Source organism: Bacillus sp. SJ-10 (assembly GCF_002843505.1).
In the GTDB taxonomy this organism is placed as follows: domain Bacteria; phylum Bacillota; class Bacilli; order Bacillales; family Bacillaceae; genus Bacillus; species Bacillus velezensis.
This window is the reverse complement of record NZ_CP025258.1, coordinates 2961206-2978476: the sequence shown is the minus strand read 5'-3', so window position 1 is coordinate 2978476 and position 17271 is coordinate 2961206. Positions and strand designations below refer to the sequence as shown.

At 44.0% G+C, this 17271-nt stretch carries 15 protein-coding genes and 1 pseudogene; 13 read left to right on the top strand and 3 right to left on the bottom strand.

Features of this window, described 5'->3' with window-relative positions; genetic code table 11:
• Nucleotides 1–131: 131 nt before the first annotated feature.
• The 10 genes and pseudogenes from spoVS to CXL14_RS14645 all read left to right on the top strand — a co-directional run bounded on the left by spoVS (nt 132) and on the right by CXL14_RS14645 (nt 12096).
• Nucleotides 132–392, top strand: a complete 261-nt coding sequence (gene spoVS, locus CXL14_RS14695) for a stage V sporulation protein SpoVS (protein WP_003154135.1) — start codon at nt 132–134, stop codon at nt 390–392.
• Between the two features lie 257 nt (nt 393–649).
• Entirely contained in the window at nt 650–1696 is a 1047-nt protein-coding gene (tdh, locus tag CXL14_RS14690) for an L-threonine 3-dehydrogenase (protein WP_014417804.1), read from the top strand.
• 12 nt (nt 1697–1708) lie between these two features.
• Complete coding sequence (locus CXL14_RS14685; protein ID WP_029325912.1) at nt 1709–2887, top strand: glycine C-acetyltransferase; 1179 nt, start codon at nt 1709–1711, stop codon at nt 2885–2887.
• Between the two features lie 143 nt (nt 2888–3030).
• Complete coding sequence (gene miaB, locus CXL14_RS14680) at nt 3031–4560, top strand: tRNA (N6-isopentenyl adenosine(37)-C2)-methylthiotransferase MiaB (protein WP_014417805.1); 1530 nt, start codon at nt 3031–3033, stop codon at nt 4558–4560.
• A gap of 2 nt (nt 4561–4562) precedes the next feature.
• Complete coding sequence (locus CXL14_RS14675; protein WP_003154113.1) at nt 4563–4994, top strand: regulatory iron-sulfur-containing complex subunit RicA; 432 nt, start codon at nt 4563–4565, stop codon at nt 4992–4994.
• A gap of 252 nt (nt 4995–5246) precedes the next feature.
• The gene (gene cotE, locus CXL14_RS14670; protein ID WP_003154111.1) at nt 5247–5792 is read left to right on the top strand and encodes an outer spore coat protein CotE; all 546 of its coding nucleotides are present in this window, start codon (nt 5247–5249) and stop codon (nt 5790–5792) included.
• Between the two features lie 118 nt (nt 5793–5910).
• Nucleotides 5911–8496: a DNA mismatch repair protein MutS gene (mutS, locus tag CXL14_RS14665; protein WP_032863834.1), complete on the top strand. Its 2586-nt coding sequence runs from the start codon at nt 5911–5913 to the stop codon at nt 8494–8496.
• A 15-nt stretch (nt 8497–8511) separates the two neighbouring features.
• Complete coding sequence (gene mutL / locus CXL14_RS14660) at nt 8512–10386, top strand: DNA mismatch repair endonuclease MutL (RefSeq protein ID WP_014417807.1); 1875 nt, start codon at nt 8512–8514, stop codon at nt 10384–10386.
• 244 nt (nt 10387–10630) lie between these two features.
• Nucleotides 10631–11171: pseudogene (locus CXL14_RS14650) on the top strand (tyrosine-type recombinase/integrase).
• A gap of 205 nt (nt 11172–11376) precedes the next feature.
• Complete coding sequence (locus tag CXL14_RS14645) at nt 11377–12096, top strand: hypothetical protein (RefSeq protein ID WP_014417810.1); 720 nt, start codon at nt 11377–11379, stop codon at nt 12094–12096.
• Between the two features lie 187 nt (nt 12097–12283).
• Here CXL14_RS14645 and CXL14_RS14640 read toward each other — a convergent pair whose 3' ends face one another.
• The 3 genes from CXL14_RS14640 to CXL14_RS14630 all read right to left on the bottom strand — a co-directional run bounded on the left by CXL14_RS14640 (nt 12284) and on the right by CXL14_RS14630 (nt 13584).
• Nucleotides 12284–12568: a hypothetical protein gene (locus CXL14_RS14640; RefSeq protein WP_014417811.1), complete on the bottom strand. Its 285-nt coding sequence runs from the start codon at nt 12566–12568 to the stop codon at nt 12284–12286.
• A gap of 5 nt (nt 12569–12573) precedes the next feature.
• Nucleotides 12574–13092 carry a hypothetical protein gene (locus tag CXL14_RS14635; protein ID WP_014417812.1) on the bottom strand — a complete coding sequence of 173 codons (519 nt, stop codon included), beginning with the start codon at nt 13090–13092 and terminating at the stop codon, nt 12574–12576.
• Between the two features lie 282 nt (nt 13093–13374).
• Nucleotides 13375–13584, bottom strand: a complete 210-nt coding sequence (locus CXL14_RS14630) for a hypothetical protein (RefSeq protein ID WP_032863736.1) — start codon at nt 13582–13584, stop codon at nt 13375–13377.
• A 714-nt stretch (nt 13585–14298) separates the two neighbouring features.
• On the opposite strand from CXL14_RS14630, the gene CXL14_RS14620 reads away from it, so the two are divergent.
• The 3 genes from CXL14_RS14620 (at nt 14299) to CXL14_RS14610 (ending at nt 17271) form a co-directional block, all read left to right on the top strand.
• The gene (locus CXL14_RS14620; RefSeq protein ID WP_014417813.1) at nt 14299–14976 is read left to right on the top strand and encodes an MBL fold metallo-hydrolase; all 678 of its coding nucleotides are present in this window, start codon (nt 14299–14301) and stop codon (nt 14974–14976) included.
• A gap of 314 nt (nt 14977–15290) precedes the next feature.
• The gene (gene fabD / locus CXL14_RS14615; RefSeq protein WP_014417814.1) at nt 15291–16160 is read left to right on the top strand and encodes an ACP S-malonyltransferase; all 870 of its coding nucleotides are present in this window, start codon (nt 15291–15293) and stop codon (nt 16158–16160) included.
• A 136-nt stretch (nt 16161–16296) separates the two neighbouring features.
• Entirely contained in the window at nt 16297–17271 is a 975-nt protein-coding gene (locus CXL14_RS14610; RefSeq protein WP_014417815.1) for an acyltransferase domain-containing protein, read from the top strand.

Below are 17271 nucleotides of genomic sequence, written 5' to 3'. Positions count from 1 at the left end.
ATAGTAGAAATGGAAGGTAGCCCGCTATTTTTGAAAAGCATTGTGGGGATGGCTTTTTGGATAGCAACATCTAATAATGATTGTTCTAATGAACACTCACTTATCCATTGTAAAACTAAGGGGGAGCAGAAATGGAAATCTTAAAAGTTTCAGCAAAATCAAGTCCAAATTCAGTAGCAGGCGCGCTTGCCGGTGTATTGAGGGAACGCGGAGCCGCCGAAATTCAAGCAATTGGGGCGGGTGCCTTAAACCAGGCTGTTAAAGCGGTTGCGATTGCCAGAGGCTTTGTCGCGCCAAGCGGCGTAGATTTGATTTGTATTCCGGCTTTTACAGATATACAGATTGACGGAGAAGAAAGAACGGCGATTAAGTTAATCGTCGAACCCCGTTAAAAACAAAAACACGACATTCTCAACCTGCTTGCGTAAGGCGAGCGGGTTGTTTTTATTGTTGTCATATTTTCTCACAATATTATATTGATAGTACGAAGAGATGATAAATGGCTTTATTCATATAATATTCAAAAAAAATCCCGCCCATTTTTCCGGACGGAAGCAGTTGTTTTCTTGGAGTGGACACTGGTATTTACCTCCTTTTTATCTCGTGTTACAATCCAGTTATTACAGTGTTTTTTCGAGGAGGAGTGTACATGTTGGGAGGAAAGATGAAAGCTATCGTCAAAAATGAAAACGCTTTCGGAGCAACTCTGAAAGAAATTCCCATACCTTCCATTAATGAGAATGAAGTTCTCATTAAAGTACAGGCCGCATCTATATGCGGTACAGATGTGCATATTTATAATTGGGATCAATGGGCGCAGAAACGAATCAAAACACCTCAAGTATTCGGACATGAATTCAGCGGTATCGTAGCGGAAACGGGCAAACACGTCACAAATGTCAAAATAGGTGACTACGTTTCGGCTGAAACCCACTTCGTCTGCGGTACTTGTGTCCCTTGTTTAACAGGAAAACATCATGTGTGCACCCATACAAAGATCCTCGGCGTAGATACAGCCGGTTCCTTCGCTGAATATGTCAAAGTGCCGGCTCGAAATGTTTGGAAAAATCCCGCTGATATGGACCCCGCCGTCGCTTCTGTTCAAGAGCCGCTTGGCAACGCGGTGCATACGGTGCTGGAAAACAGCCAGCTTGCGGGCGGTTCCGCTGCAATTATCGGTTGCGGACCGATCGGACTGATGGCGGTGGCGGTGGCTAAAGCGGCCGGTGCGTCCCGTATTGCGGCCATTGATAAAAATGATTACAGGCTGGCTCTTGCGAAGAAATTGGGAGCCACGATCACCATTCCAGCTGACGAGGAAGATCCGCTTGAGGTGATCGACACCTTAACAGGCGGAGAAGGAATCGACCTTGTCTGTGAAATGTCCGGCCACCCGACAGCCATAACACAAGGATTAAAGATGGCGGCCAACGGGGGAAGGTTCCACATGCTGAGTCTGCCGGAACGTCCGGTGACGGTTGACCTGACAAATGACGTGGTGTTTAAAGGACTTACCGTCCAAGGCATCACAGGCAGAAAAATGTTTGAAACTTGGCGGCAGGTATCGCACCTGCTTGAATCCGGCCTTGTTGATCTGACGCCGGTGATCACGCATCAGTTTCCGCTTGAAGACTTTGAAAAAGGGTTTGACCTGATGAGAAAGGGCCGGTGCGGCAAAGTCATTTTGATTCCATAAGGGGAGGGTTCTATAATGAAAGAATTTGAATTTCTAAAAGCCGAGCTTGATAAAATGAAAGAAAATAAAACGTGGCAGCAAATGAAACAAATTGAAACGAAGCAGGGTCCGTCGGTGGAAGTCAAAGGGGAAAACGTGATACAGCTTTCATCGAACAATTATCTCGGTTTGACGTCGCATCCAAGGCTTGTCGAAGCGGCCAAACGCGCCGCGGAAGAATTCGGAGCGGGTACGGGGTCCGTCCGGACAATCGCCGGAACATTCACAATGCACAATGAGCTGGAGAAGAAATTGGCAAACTTTAAAAAAACAGAAGCGGCACTTGTTTTTCAATCGGGGTTCACAACGAATCAGGGAGTCCTATCAAGCATTCTTACAAAAGAGGATATCGTGATCTCTGACGAACTGAACCATGCTTCCATCATTGACGGAATCAGGCTCACAAAAGCAGATAAAAAGGTGTACCGCCATGTTGATATGGACGATTTGGAAAGGGTGCTGAAAAAATCAATGAATTACCGCATGCGCCTGATCGTCACCGACGGCGTATTCTCAATGGACGGCAACATCGCTCCTTTGCCTGACATCGTCAAACTTGCAGAGGCGTACGATGCCTTTGTGATGGTCGACGACGCGCATGCTTCCGGCGTACTCGGAAAAAACGGAAGGGGAACGGTTAATCACTTCGGGCTTGACGGAAGAGTCCACATACAGGTGGGCACATTAAGCAAAGCCATCGGAGTGCTTGGCGGTTACGCCGCAGGGTCGCAGGTTCTGATCGATTACCTGCGCCATAAAGGGCGTCCTTTCTTATTCAGCACTTCTCATCCGCCTGCGGTAACGGCCGCATGCATAGAAGCCATTGACGTCCTGCTGGAAGAGCCGGAGCATATGGAAAAGCTATGGGAGAACACGGCGTATTTCAAAGACAAACTGGTTCAAATGGGGCTGACCCTCACAAAAAGCGAAACACCGATCGTGCCGATATTAATAGGGGAGGAAGAAAAAGCCCAGGCATTATCAGACCTTTTATTGACCCGCGGCGTCTTTGCACAAAGCATCGTGTATCCGACGGTCGCCCAAGGAAAAGCGAGAATCCGCACCATTATTACGGCGGAGCATACAAAAGAGGAGCTTGACCGGGCACTGGAAGTAATCCGTTCAGCCGCAAAAGAGCTGCAGCTTGTGTAAGGGGGGAAATGATTCCCTCTTTTTTATTTCTTATTGATTCTTATTCTCAATAAGGTGTACAATAATAGGCTGGCGGTTGTGCCAAACGCTTTTAACCAGTATACTTGAGGGTGGAAGTTTCGGTTGAAAGGAGACATTCGAACATGAATGAAAAGCAAAAGCAGGAAAGCGGACAAGTGAATCCGGCGGACAAAAAATCCGAAAAGGATTACAGCAAGTATTTTGAAGCCGTTTATATTCCGCCTTCTTTAAAAGATGCGAAAAAACGGGGCAAAGAATCCGTTCAATATCATAACGATTTTAAAATCTCAGAAGAATTTAAAGGCCTCGGTGAAGGCAGGAAATTTTATATCCGCACGTACGGATGCCAAATGAACGAGCATGATACGGAAGTCATGGCGGGTATTTTTATGGCGCTCGGTTATGAAGCGACAAATTCGGTTGATGACGCGAACGTTATTTTATTAAACACTTGCGCTATCCGGGAAAACGCTGAAAACAAAGTGTTCGGCGAGCTCGGCCATTTAAAGGCGCTCAAAAAAAATAACCCGGACTTGATTCTCGGTGTCTGCGGCTGCATGTCACAGGAAGAATCAGTCGTAAACCGCATCCTTAAGAAGCACCCGTTTGTCGATATGATTTTCGGCACGCACAACATTCACCGTCTGCCGGAACTTTTATCAGAGGCATATTTATCAAAAGAGATGGTCATTGAAGTGTGGTCGAAGGAAGGGGATGTCATTGAAAACCTTCCGAAAGTCCGCAACGGAAAAATTAAAGGCTGGGTCAACATTATGTACGGCTGTGACAAGTTCTGCACATACTGCATCGTACCGTATACCCGCGGAAAAGAACGAAGCCGCCGTCCTGAGGAAATTATCCAGGAAGTCAGAAGACTTGCAAGTGAAGGCTATAAAGAAATCACGCTGCTCGGTCAAAACGTGAATGCGTACGGAAAAGATTTTGATGATATGACGTACGGTCTCGGTGATTTAATGGACGAACTGCGTAAAATTGATATTCCGAGAATCCGATTCACGACGAGTCATCCGCGTGACTTTGATGATCGTCTGATCGAAGTGCTCGCCAAAGGCGGCAACCTTCTTGATCATATCCATCTTCCGGTTCAATCAGGAAGCTCAGCGATGTTAAAAATGATGGCGCGCAAATATGACAGAGAACGCTATCTGGAGCTTGTCGGAAAAATTAAAGCGGCGATGCCGAACGCTTCACTGACGACCGATATTATTGTCGGTTTCCCGAATGAAACCGATGAACAATTTGAAGAAACGCTTTCGTTATATCGCGAAGTGGAATTTGACAGCGCATATACGTTTATTTACTCTCCGCGTGAAGGCACGCCGGCAGCGAAGATGAAAGACAATGTTCCGATGAGGGTCAAGAAAGAACGTCTTCAGCGCCTCAATGATTTGGTGAAAGAAATTTCAGCCAAAAAAATGAAGGAATATGAAGGCAGGACTGTCGAAGTATTAGTTGAGGGAGAAAGCAAAAATAACCCTGACATTCTTGCCGGCTATACGGAAAAAAGCAAGCTCGTCAACTTCAAAGGGCCGAAAGACGCCATCGGCAAGATTGTACGCGTCAAAATCGAACAGGCGAAAACATGGTCGCTTGACGGTGTGATGGCAGGAGAAGCAATCGAGGTGAAATAATAATGACGCTTTACTCTAAGAAAGACATTGTACAGCAGGCTAGGAACCTTGCGAAAATGATTTCTGAAACAGAAGAAGTTGATTTTTTCAAACGCGCTGAGGCGCAGATTAACGAAAATGAAAAAGTCTCCGCGATTATTAATCAGATTAAAACCCTGCAAAAGCAAGCCGTTAACCTGAAGCACTACGAAAAGCTTGAAGCGCTGAAACAAGTGGAAAGTAAAATTGACGCCCTGCAGGAAGAGCTTGAAGGGATTCCGATCATTCAGGAATTCAGAGATTCCCAGATTGAGGTCAATGACCTTCTTCAGCTTGTCGCACATACGATCTCAAATCAGGTGACAAACGAAATCATTACATCTACCGGAGGCAACCTGCTGACGGGAGAAACCGGTTCAAAAGTAAAACATTCGAATAACAGCTGTTCTATTTAAACACGGGGCCTTCATCGGCCCGTGTTTTTTTGCTGTTTTAGAACTAATTGTAATATGTACTAAATTTTCATCGGCTCACCGTTTTGTCCCATTTTACTGGGAAGTTTTATCATACTTAAAAGTAAAGTTTCTGGGCAGGGCTGCATACAATGAAACAGAAACTTTGTATTTTTATATTTTTATTATAAAAATGCACATGAGACAAATGCCCAGCATAAGATAACACGAAGAAGAACAAGGAGGCCTGCCGGAATGTCTGAATACAGGGAAATTATTACGAAAGCGGTAGTTGCGAAAGGAAGAAAATTCACCCAATGCACCAACACGATCTCACCTGGAGAAAAACCGTCAAGTATATTGGGCGGCTGGATTATCAACCACAAGTACGATGCCGAAAAGATCGGGAAGACTGTAGAAATTGAAGGGTATTATGATATAAACGTCTGGTACTCTTACGCCGATAATACAAAAACGGAAGTTGTAACCGAGAGAGTAAAGTATGTCGATGTGATTAAACTCAGATACAGAGACACAAATTACTTAGATGACGAACACGAAGTCATTGCCAAAGTGCTGCAGCAGCCGAATTGTCTTGAAGTCACCATTTCTCCTAACGGAAATAAAATCGTGGTTCAGGCAGAGAGAGAATTTTTAGCAGAAGTGGTCGGTGAAACGAAAGTCGTCGTCGAAGTCAATCCTGACTGGGAAGAAGACGATGATGATGATTGGGAAGACGATCTTGATGAAGAATTAGAGGACATTAACCCTGAATTTTTAGTCGGAGATCCTGAAGAATAAGTTGAGGCTAGGGGAGTTTAACACCCCAAGTCTCTTTTTTATATATAAAGATATCACTCTTTTGTTTATGTTATAATGGGATTCGGATAAGAGAAGATACATAGTGAGGGATTAAATGATGGCTAGTTACACGCCTATGATACAGCAATACTTGAAGATAAAGGCAGAGCACCAAGATGCCTTTTTATTTTTTCGGCTTGGTGACTTTTATGAAATGTTTTTTGAAGATGCAAAAAAAGCGTCACAAGAGCTTGAAATTACACTGACAAGCAGAGACGGAGGTTCGGCTGATAAAATTCCGATGTGCGGCGTGCCGTATCATTCCGCGGCGGCTTATATTGAACAGCTGATTAAAAAGGGCTATAAAGTGGCGATCTGTGAGCAGACGGAAGATCCGAAGGCGGCTAAAGGCGTTGTAAAAAGAGAAGTCGTCCAGCTGATCACACCGGGAACCGTGATGGATGGAAAAGGCATTCATGAATCGGAAAACAACTTTATCGCTTCCGTTTCCGAATTCCGTGACGGATACGGTCTCGCTTTATCGGACTTAACGACCGGAGAAAACCTGGCCGTATTTATTGAGCGGATTGAAGATGTCATGTCAGAAATTTACTCAGTCGGCGCAAAGGAAATTGTCGTATCAAGCAAGTTTAACGAACATACAGCTGCTCAGCTGAAAGAACGGTGCGGCGCCACGATTTCCATCGAAGACGGGGAAATAACAGAACGCATTGAAATCGCAAAGCACTTGCCGGGCGAAGAGCTGACAGAGACGTTTATGCGTTTATATACGTATTTGCAGAAAACGCAAAAACGGAGCCTGGATCATCTGCAGCCGGTTCAAGTATATGAATTGGAAGAAGCGATGAAAATTGACCTGTATTCAAAACGGAATCTTGAGCTGACGGAAACGATCCGTTCGAAAAGCAAAAAAGGGTCATTGCTTTGGCTTTTAGACGAGACGAAAACAGCGATGGGCGGCCGGCTTCTCAAACAATGGATTGACCGCCCGCTGATCAGGGCATCCCAAATCGAAGAACGCCAGGAAATGGTCGAGACGCTGATCAATCATCTGTTTGAGCGTGAAGATCTGCGAGAGCGCCTGAAGGAAGTATACGATTTAGAACGTCTGGCGGGCCGGGTCGCATTCGGAAACGTCAACGCAAGGGATTTAATCCAGCTGAAAGAATCTTTAAAACAAGTGCCGAGCATCAAAGAGCTTGTAGGGTCTCTTAACGATAAAAAAGCAAAAGAACGCGCCGGCTTGATTGATCCGTGCGGAGATTTGCTTGACCTGTTAGAAGAAGCCCTTCATGAAAACCCGCCGTTATCGTTAAAAGAAGGCAATTTAATTAAAGACGGCTATCATCAGAAGCTCGATGAGTACCGTGACGCCAGCAAAAACGGTAAAGACTGGATTGCCAGACTGGAGCAGCAGGAACGCGCTTATACGGGCATCCGTTCATTAAAGGTCGGTTTCAATAAAGTGTTCGGCTATTATATTGAAGTCACAAAAGCAAACCTTCATCTGCTTGAAGACGGACGGTATGAGCGGAAGCAGACCCTCACAAACGCCGAACGGTACATTACGCCGGAATTGAAGGAAAAAGAAGCGCTTATTTTAGAAGCGGAAAACAACATCTGCGAGCTGGAATATGAGCTTTTTGCCGGACTGCGTGAAAAGGTGAAACAATTTATTCCGCGCTTGCAGCGTCTTGCCAAACAAATGAGTGAGCTGGACGCACTGCAATGCTTTGCTACGATCAGTGAAAACAGGCATTACACAAAGCCCGTCTTTTCTGATAATGAAGTAAAAGTCATTGAAGGGAGACACCCCGTCGTTGAAAAGGTGATGGACAGTCAAGAATACGTGCCGAACAACTGCCTGATGGGCGATTCGCGGGAAATGCTCCTGATTACGGGTCCGAATATGTCAGGTAAAAGCACGTACATGAGACAGATCGCACTTTTATCGATCATGGCCCAGATCGGCTGTTTTGTGCCCGCAAAAGAAGCGGTTCTGCCGATTTTTGATCAAATCTTCACGAGAATCGGGGCAGCGGATGATTTGATTTCCGGACAAAGCACCTTTATGGTGGAAATGCTGGAAGCGAAAAACGCGATTGTGAACGCCACAAAAGACAGCCTGATCCTGTTTGATGAAATCGGCCGCGGGACATCAACGTACGACGGAATGGCGCTGGCACAGGCGATTATTGAATATGTTCACGATTATATCGGCGCTAAAACACTGTTCAGCACGCATTATCATGAGCTGACGGTGCTTGAAGATAAGCTTCCTCAGCTGAAAAACGTTCATGTGCGCGCAGAGGAATATAACGGAACGGTCGTGTTTCTCCATCAAATCAAAGAAGGAGCCGCAGATAAAAGTTACGGCATTCATGTCGCCCAGCTTGCCGAGCTCCCGGATGATCTGATCAGCCGCGCGCAGGAGATCTTAAAACAGCTTGAGCAGACGGGAGATAAACCGGAGCTTCCGGCGGTATCTGAGAAAAAGTCCGCCGTCAGAGAAGAACCGGCACAGCTGTCCTTTTTTGCTGACGGTGAAAAAGAACTGAAGGCACCGGCTGTTTCTAATAAAGAAAAACAAGTGCTTGAAGCCTTTAAATCAATCAATATTCTCGATATGACGCCGCTTGAAGCGATGAACGAAATGTACAAGCTGCAAAAAAAATTAAAATAGAAAGAGGTGACGGACTTGGCAAAAGTCATCCAGCTCTCAGATGAACTTTCAAATAAAATAGCGGCCGGCGAGGTGGTCGAACGGCCTGCCTCAGTTGTTAAAGAATTGGTGGAAAACGCCATCGACGCAAACAGCACAGTCATTGAAATCGACATAGAGGAAGCGGGGCTTTCGTCGATTCGGGTGCTCGATAACGGCGAAGGTATGGAAACCGATGATTGCAAGCGGGCTTTCCGCCGCCACGCGACCAGTAAAATCAAAGATGAAAACGACCTGTTCCGGGTGAGAACACTCGGTTTCCGCGGAGAAGCTTTGCCAAGTATCGCGTCTGTTTCTCATCTGGAAATCAAAACGAGCATCGGCGAGGGAGCGGGCACCCATCTCATTCTTCAGGGCGGGAATATCATTTCTGAACAGAAATCCTCCAGCAGAAAAGGAACGGAGATTATCGTTACCAATCTGTTTTTCAATACACCCGCCAGATTGAAATATATGAAAACCGTGCATACGGAGCTCGGCAATATTACGGATGTTGTCAACCGGATCGCTCTTGCGCATCCGGAAGTATCGATCCGTCTCCGCCATCAGGGGAAAAATCTGCTGCAGACAAACGGTAACGGGGACGTGCGCCATGTGCTGGCCGCAATTTACGGGACGGCGGTTGCGAAAAAAATGATACCGCTCCATGTCAGCTCGCTTGATTTTGAAGTCAAGGGCTACATTGCGCTTCCGGAAATCACGCGTGCATCCAGAAACTACATGTCATCTGTCATTAATGGAAGATACATTAAGAATTTCCCGCTTGTAAAAGCGGTGCATGAGGGCTATCACACACTTCTGCCGATCGGCCGCCATCCGATTACGTTTATCGAAATTACGATGGACCCGATTTTGGTCGATGTCAATGTACATCCCTCAAAGCTTGAAGTCCGCCTCAGCAAAGAGACGGAGCTGCATGAGCTGATCCGTGACGGGATAAAGGAAGTGTTTCAAAAGCAGCGGCTTATTCCGAGCGCCCAGCTCCCGAAAAAATCAGCGCCGGCACCGGCCAAAAACGAACAGCAATTTATGACATTCGAGGAAAGCGCGCCTGAGCGGAAACTTCCTGAAAAAACGCCGGAACCGTCGTACTCACCAATGAAGCTGAGTTCGGTCGTAAAAGAGCCTGAGCCGGTAATAATAGAAGAAGAGATTCTCCCGAATGAAGCGGATCACGAAGTGCCGCCGGAGCTCGGCATGGCGGAAACGGCAGCGCCTGTTTCCGATACTCCGGAACCGGAAGCTGTCTCTGAAGAAATACGGGAAGAAAGAGTTCCGGTGATGTATCCGATCGGCCAAATGCACGGGACATATATTTTAGCCCAAAACGAAAACGGCTTGTATATCATTGACCAGCATGCGGCACAAGAACGGATTAAATACGAATATTTCCGGGAGAAAGTCGGGCAGGTCGAGCCTGAAGTACAGGACATGATCGTGCCGCTCACCTTTCATTACGCGGCAAACGAAGCGCTGATCATTGACCAGCATCAGCATGAGCTTGAAAGTGTCGGAGTGTTTTTAGAAGCATTCGGCACGAACAGCTACATCGTCCGCTGCCATCCGGCCTGGTTTCCAAAAGGGGAAGAAGCTGAACTGATTGAAGAAATCATTCAGCAGGTGCTTGACGCCAAACAGATCGATATTAAGAAACTGCGGGAGGAAGCGGCCATTATGATGAGCTGCAAAGGCTCAATCAAAGCGAACCGCCATTTGCGAAACGATGAAATCAAAGCGCTCTTGGACGACCTGCGCCGAACGACAGACCCGTTCACATGCCCGCACGGCCGGCCGATCATTATCCACCACAGCACGTATGAGATGGAGAAGATGTTTAAGCGTGTGATGTAGAAGGGTTCTGTGTGGGATGTACCCCTCGTGCCCACATTTTGCCTGTTTAGGTATTCGTCAAACCGGTTAATGCTTTTTTGATTGTGGTTCTGCGTGATATGGATATAGACATCAGCCGTCATTTTCACATCGGTATGACCGAGTCGTTCACTTACAAATTTGATATCTGAACGAAAGCAAAAGCGTTTTACCGGCTGGCTTTTGCCCTTCGCGTGGAAGTCTATAAGGACGGGGGCGCGCCGGAATGAATTTTGTTCAGCCGATAAGGGACCCGGAATGCATTTTCTATATCAAACGGTTCTTAAAAGAACAGAGCGAACGGAATTACATGCTATTTGTCACTGGTATAAACTCAGGCCTTCGTATATCAGATATACTGGAGCTGAGAGTAAGAGACGCCAAGCGGCCGTATTTCAACCTTATAGAGAAGAAAACCAAAAAGAAAAAGAGAATTGACATGACGCCGGCTCTTCAAAAAGAATTAAAGGCGTATATTGAGGGGAAAGAAGATCACGAATATCTTTTCAAAAGCCAAGGGATTAACAAGCCCATTTCCCGGGTCGATGGCTTATAAGATGCTGAGGACTGCTGCTGAGTATGTCAATTTGGATGATATAGGCACGCACACGCTGAGGAAAACATTCGGATACCATTTTTACAAGCAAACAAAAGACGTTGCCATGTTACAGGAGATTTTTAATCACTCAGACCAGCGGACAACCCTTCGATACATTGGAATCAATCAGGATGCCATGAACAACGCCATGAAGAAATTTAAAATATAAGCAGGCTCATCGCATAAGCAAGATGAGTCTTTTTTTCTGCATATTTTTTATTGATTCCCTTCAAAAAGCAAACGTGGAATTCATTTTAGGGATATTGCTTGAAAACAAGGGTGGCAAGGGCTGACGGAACTCGGGCAGTTGCACAGTCTATAAGTTATGATTAATTGGAAAAATGTTATAATTGATTTTTATAGGGGGTAAACATGTGGATGATATAAGTTTTTGGCAACCATTTATAACTTCTGTAGGAACTTTACTTTCTGCAGGCTTGGGCGGGTTTTTAGCACACTTCTTTTTTAATAGGAGAGAGAGCTCTGCTTCTAAAAGGAATACATATGAAAAACTATATTCGCCTATTCTTTATAAGATCTTTAGTTTTTATGAATACAATTCTTTATTTAGACGTGATATTTCAGCAGAACAAATTTATAAACATTGGTTAGAAGATATATACTTCCATACAAGAAACAATTTGAAATATGCGACGCCTAAAATACTTTCAATCTGTGAGTCAATAGAAAGCGTGAAATTTATAGAGGACGGAAAAGGATCATTGAAAGAAGAAAGATTGCTTGAATTAGTTGAAGAACTGTTAAATTCAGTTTTAAAACTTAAGATAATAGATGATAATGAAAGTAAAAGAGTACTAGAAAGATATAGAGCATTTTATTTTATATGGCGCATTTTGGCAACTCGCTATGGTCCAAGTACGGAAATAATGGATAGATTAAGATTAACTTTTGTATTAGAAAATATGGAGATTAAACCTAAAAGGTATAAAAAAGCCTATAGGTTTTACTCAGAAACTCCTCACAATATTGGTTGGGACGAGGTTATGGGTATTACTCTTAAAAAGATAGGGATTAAGAAAGAGGATCGCGATACTATTCTGAATAGCGTTAAGGAAGATAATAGTTGTTGTTAGCTAATTAGAGTTAAGAATTTAAGAATAGTATTTAGAATGAGAAAAATGGCACGATTATGGCACGATAACGGCACACCATTTTGTTTTAGATGAGGTGTATGTGCTGCATTTTCCTGTTGGTCCGACGACGAAAGTTGCGGAGTTGAAATCAAAAAGGGCCCTCTCTTTATGAGGACCCTAATCCGATTTATCTCCATCTCCAATTTATTTCGTTATCTTCCTCATAGATACCGGGCAAGGAAATGCCTACTTTTTTATGCTCGTCATCAACAATAAACCAATTATCATCGTCTAAGAGATTATCGTCAAACTTCTCAATTGCAAAGGGGTCATCTTCATCTACTACAGCTCTAAAGAAGTCCTTGAAGTTTTCCATCTTGTCATTAGGGATAATCTTGCCATAAGCCCAAGGCCCTTCTACTGCAACCCTTTCAATTTTACCTAAACACTCATTTTGATAGTAAAGAAACATAAGCGTCACTCCTTAGAAAACATTTTGAAGTATTCTTTTGGTATCTCACCTTTAACAAAATACTCAGTATCTCTATTTGTCCATTTGAGGGCTTTATTTTTCCAATTGTCTGTTTGTCTCGTATCGTTTTTTATAAGTCTCTCAATTTGCTTAGGGTTAAGGATGGCAACTCCTTTTAGCTTACCAGAGCGTATTGCTTTTCGAAGAGAGGATATGTCCAATTCAATAGTATGATCCCCGTAACCTTTTGCAATCTTTTTGTTGACTGTAAAGCTGGTATATGGGCTATTTGATTTTCCGCCTCTTCTATATCCTCCTAAAATATGTTCCGTTACAGTTACCTGACGACCTTTATACAGTCCACTTTTGTTAGCAGGTATTAAGTTTCCGGTTTCAGGTGATATATAAGATTTGCTGATGCCATTTTCCCTTTTTGCAGCATAGGGGAAATTTTCTCCTCTGAACAGGTTAGAAGGTTTTCCTGTTCCAGCGTTTGCCTTTAAGACTTTTCCCGTTCCAATCATACCTATAGGGCTGATTGCGGCTAATGCTTGGTCCGTTTTCCCGTCTAAAATATATGAGCAAGATCAGGGGGAACCAAGATTTAAACTTGTTTTAATGTTTCCTCCAATGTTTAAAGGGTCAAATGATTAATCGGAAAGCTACATGATTATCATGGGTTATACGAGTACCTGCTCTTACAAATTCACAGGGGAAGACATGGGGGAAGAATTTAAATCAAATTGGAATTTGGTGAGATGACAATGTGCAAGTCAAAGGGGACTAGTAATTAGCCCCCCTTACATTTAGTTCTTCCTGCGGTTTTTTCTGTTTTTGATCAAACTGAAAACCACTAAGAGAACCACACCGACAGCAACAATATAAAATGAAATTTCTGCTGCTGCGGTATTAATATTCTTAAGAACAAGGATAAGCCCTATTAAAACTATAGGAATGATGTAAGTTAGAATTCTTATAGCTTTTGGATTCGGTTCAGCGTTTCTTTTATTTTCCATAATTACCTCCCGTCTAAAGCTTAACACAGGTTAAATTTGATAATCACCAACAATAGTCCCGTTTAAAGGGAAAACATAAGGGGTTAAGTAATCCACCAAGCGGCGTACGTGCCGTTTGGTCCAGAAGATGCTTTATCTCTAGCATAAAAGATTACTCAGGGGAGAATGCTCCGGCTGTTCCAAGAAAGTGAAGAAACAACATCTTGTGTGTGAATTACGTCGTATTTTTCTAATTCGAATTGTGCGTTAATGCTAACTCATAAGCATAACATTGAAATTCGGGTAAGGAGCTAAGGTATTCTGATATATTTTGGGGAAGCCGTATGGGTTTAGGTTATCTTGAAGAAAAGGATTGAAATAAGAATCTAGATTGAATGTCATTTAAAGACTGATTATCCTCTCAGGCTACTTCGACAATTCTTTTCAAAATAAAAACTCGATTTGTTTTTCTTTCTTTTTATTCGAAAATTATACCATTCTTCATTTTCTGAATAAAATCTCCTAAAGTATTCATGTAAATGAATATTCTTATTTCCTTATATATTACGATAACAAATTTTAAAAACCGGAGGCTGGTTCTTTTGGTTGATTTGAACAGTTTTTTATCTTTACCGGAAAATCCATGGAAAAACGTGGTGTCATCTGGTAAAGTGGTTACAGTCGGCTGGGCGGCGGCAGCAGTCTGCCCGGATCTTTTAAATGGGAATGGTGACAATGGATCATACATATGAAGTGCATCAAATCAAAACTTATCACCAGATGTGGTCCAACTATTGTTATATTATCGCAGACCGCTCAAAAAAATCTGCGATAGCGGTGGACCCGTCCTGGGAAATCGATAAAATAACCGATAAACTGCATGAATTGGATGTTGATTTATCAGCTATTTTATTAACACATTCGCATTATGACCATGTAAACTTGGCGGAGCCGCTTCAGCAAATCTATCATTCTGATATATATATGTCGTCGGCGGAAATCGATTTCTATCAATTCCGGTGCAGAAACTTAATAGCGCTTGAAGACGGCCAAACCTTTGCGGCCGGAGGGTTTATCATCAGAAGTATACTGACCCCGGGACATACGGCCGGGGGAATGTGCTATTTGCTATCTGATCATCTTTTTACCGGTGACACCGTGTTTACAGAAGGGTGCGGTATATGTGAGGACAGGGGCAGCTCAGCTGAAGATATGTTTCACAGTATACAGAGGATCAAAGCCTCCATTCCGCCGCATGTGCGTGTGTATCCGGGGCACTCCTTCGGGGAGAAGCCGGGTCAAAAAATGGAGAGTCTTTTGAAAAACAATATTTACTTTCAGATTGAAAAAAAAGAACATTTCGAGAATTTCCGCAACAGAAAAAATCAAAAAGGGCTGTTTCATTTTAAGTAATGTGTAATTTAGTTCTATCTAACTAGCTTTCCTTTTGAGGCAAAGAAGTTCTGAAATGGAATGGTAGTTATTACTAGACTTCTGGTGATGAATGGCTGAGTAACGGGAGTTTGCGGAAGAGAACGCCGGGCAGGCCGGATGGGACATTCTGCTTACGCCTGTTCCGAAAGCCCTGAGTCCGCCTTCTGACAGGGAAAAATAGGCATTATTCAGGAGTTCGCATAGGATAAATTAACTTGACATGGTATTTTTGTGAAGTTACTATCAACTTGAACATGCTTCTTATCTGAATCCGAGAAAGGATGGCTGAGAAAATGATCACATACTTATTCCCCGGACAAGGTTCTCAAAAGCAGGGAATGGGGAGCTCATTGTTTGATGAATTTAAAGACTTAACGGAGCAGGCTGATGAAACACTCGGATATTCCATGAAACGGCTTTGTCTTGAGAATCCGTATTCCAATCTTCATAAGACGCAGTTCACCCAGCCTGCTTTATATGTTGTAAACGCGTTAAGCTATTTGAAAAAAATCCAAGACAATGACATAAAGCCGGATTATGTGGCCGGCCACAGTTTGGGAGAATATAATGCGCTGTTTGCAGCTGGTGCTTTTGATTTTATTACCGGCCTGCAGCTTGTCCGTAAAAGAGGCGAATTAATGAGTATGGCCACTGACGGAAAAATGGCCGCTGTTATGGGGTTAACTGCAGCTCAAGTGTCAGACGCCCTTCAAACGCACGGATTACATACGATTGATATTGCCAATATGAATTCTCCTCACCAAGTTGTCATATCCGGACGCAAAGGAGACATTGAAAGAGCCAAAAGCGTATTCGAAGGATTAAAAGACGTTACGATGTTTCATCCGTTAAACGTAAGCGGCGCTTTTCACTCGAGATATATGAGTGAAGCAAAACAAGAGTTCGAAAAATTTTTACAGTCATTTCATTTTTCTGCTATATCAATTCCCGTCATTTCTAATGTGCATGCCAGACCTTATGAGCAAGACGGAATCCACTCCGTTCTGGCCGATCAGATCGACCATTCAGTGCGATGGAACGACAGCATCCGCTATCTGCTGGACAAAGGGCGGATGGAATTTGAAGAAGTCGGCCCGGGCCATGTGCTGACAGGGCTTATTCACCGCATCAAAAAAGAAACTGAAGCTTCACCCGCCATGTAGCGGAACGCAAGTCAAAATTCTTATCTCACACAATAGTGCCAGCCATACAACATCACGACCACTTCACCTGCACACGACATCACGAAAAACTCACAAATCAATATTTTAAAAAAATAAGCAGCAAAAAGGAGAACAAATGAACCAGCCAATTGTTTTCATGTTTTCTGGACAGGGTTCCCAATACTATCAAATGGGGAAAGAGCTGTTTGCACATAACGCCGCTTTTCGGCAGAAAATGCTTGACTTGGACGATTTTGCAGTCAGCCGTTTCGGTTACTCTGTCCTTAAAGAGATGTATCATACAGGCAATCGTCTGTCTGATCCATTTGACCGCCTTCTTTTCAGCCATCCTGCCATTTTTATGGCTGAGTACGCACTTGCATATGCTTTGGAGCAAAGAGGCATACGTCCCGATTATGTGATCGGAGCAAGCCTCGGAGAGTATGCAGCGGCCGCTGTGTCGGGCGTGCTGAGCGCCGAGGATGCTTTAGATTGCGTGCTGGAACAGGCCCGAATCGTTACGGAAACTTGCCGTAACGGCAGCATGCTTGCGATACTGGGTGATCCGGCTTTATATCAAGATGATCCGCTGCTCGGCGAACATAGTGAATTGGCATCTGTAAACTATCATTCTCACTTTGTCATCTCAGGAGAGCGGGAGCATATCAAAAGGATCATGGACGATCTGAGAGAAAAGCAGATTGCTCATCAGCTATTGCCGGTATCTTACGGGTTTCACTCAGCGCTGGTTGATCAGGCGGAACAGCCGTACAAGCGCTTTTTAGCTCAGAAATCAATCCGGACTCCGTTTATACCGTACATCTCCAGTGCGACCGGAGAGGCTGAGACCGATATACAAGCGGACTTTTTCTGGGATATCGTAAGAAAGCCGATTCAATTCCGCGAAGCGCTTCAATTCGCAGACAGCCGCCAAAAAGGATTGTATATCGATGCCGGGCCTTCCGGAACATTGGCCGCATTTGCCAAACAGATTCTTCCCGCGGGATCGGCTGAACGCATTCGTGCCATTATGACGCCGTTTCATAAAGAACAAACACATTTGCAGCAAATAGAAGACAGCATTTTATCACCGCCCGGAAGGAGACTGTAA

Bases quoted from the DNA above. Each gene is read 5' to 3' on its own strand.
- fabD (WP_014417814.1), top strand. From the start codon at position 15,291: ATGATCACATACTTATTCCCCGGACAAGGTTCTCAAAAGCAGGGAATG.
- cotE (WP_003154111.1), top strand. From the start codon at position 5,247: ATGTCTGAATACAGGGAAATTATTACGAAAGCGGTAGTTGCGAAAGGA.
- tdh (WP_014417804.1), top strand. From the start codon at position 650: ATGTTGGGAGGAAAGATGAAAGCTATCGTCAAAAATGAAAACGCTTTC.
- CXL14_RS14635 (WP_014417812.1), bottom strand. From the start codon at position 13,092: ATGATTGGAACGGGAAAAGTCTTAAAGGCAAACGCTGGAACAGGAAAA.
- CXL14_RS14620 (WP_014417813.1), top strand. From the start codon at position 14,299: ATGGATCATACATATGAAGTGCATCAAATCAAAACTTATCACCAGATG.
- mutS (WP_032863834.1), top strand. From the start codon at position 5,911: ATGGCTAGTTACACGCCTATGATACAGCAATACTTGAAGATAAAGGCA.
- CXL14_RS14640 (WP_014417811.1), bottom strand. From the start codon at position 12,568: ATGTTTCTTTACTATCAAAATGAGTGTTTAGGTAAAATTGAAAGGGTT.
- CXL14_RS14610 (WP_014417815.1), top strand. From the start codon at position 16,297: ATGAACCAGCCAATTGTTTTCATGTTTTCTGGACAGGGTTCCCAATAC.
- miaB (WP_014417805.1), top strand. From the start codon at position 3,031: ATGAATGAAAAGCAAAAGCAGGAAAGCGGACAAGTGAATCCGGCGGAC.
- CXL14_RS14675 (WP_003154113.1), top strand. From the start codon at position 4,563: ATGACGCTTTACTCTAAGAAAGACATTGTACAGCAGGCTAGGAACCTT.
- spoVS (WP_003154135.1), top strand. From the start codon at position 132: ATGGAAATCTTAAAAGTTTCAGCAAAATCAAGTCCAAATTCAGTAGCA.
- CXL14_RS14630 (WP_032863736.1), bottom strand. From the start codon at position 13,584: ATGGAAAATAAAAGAAACGCTGAACCGAATCCAAAAGCTATAAGAATT.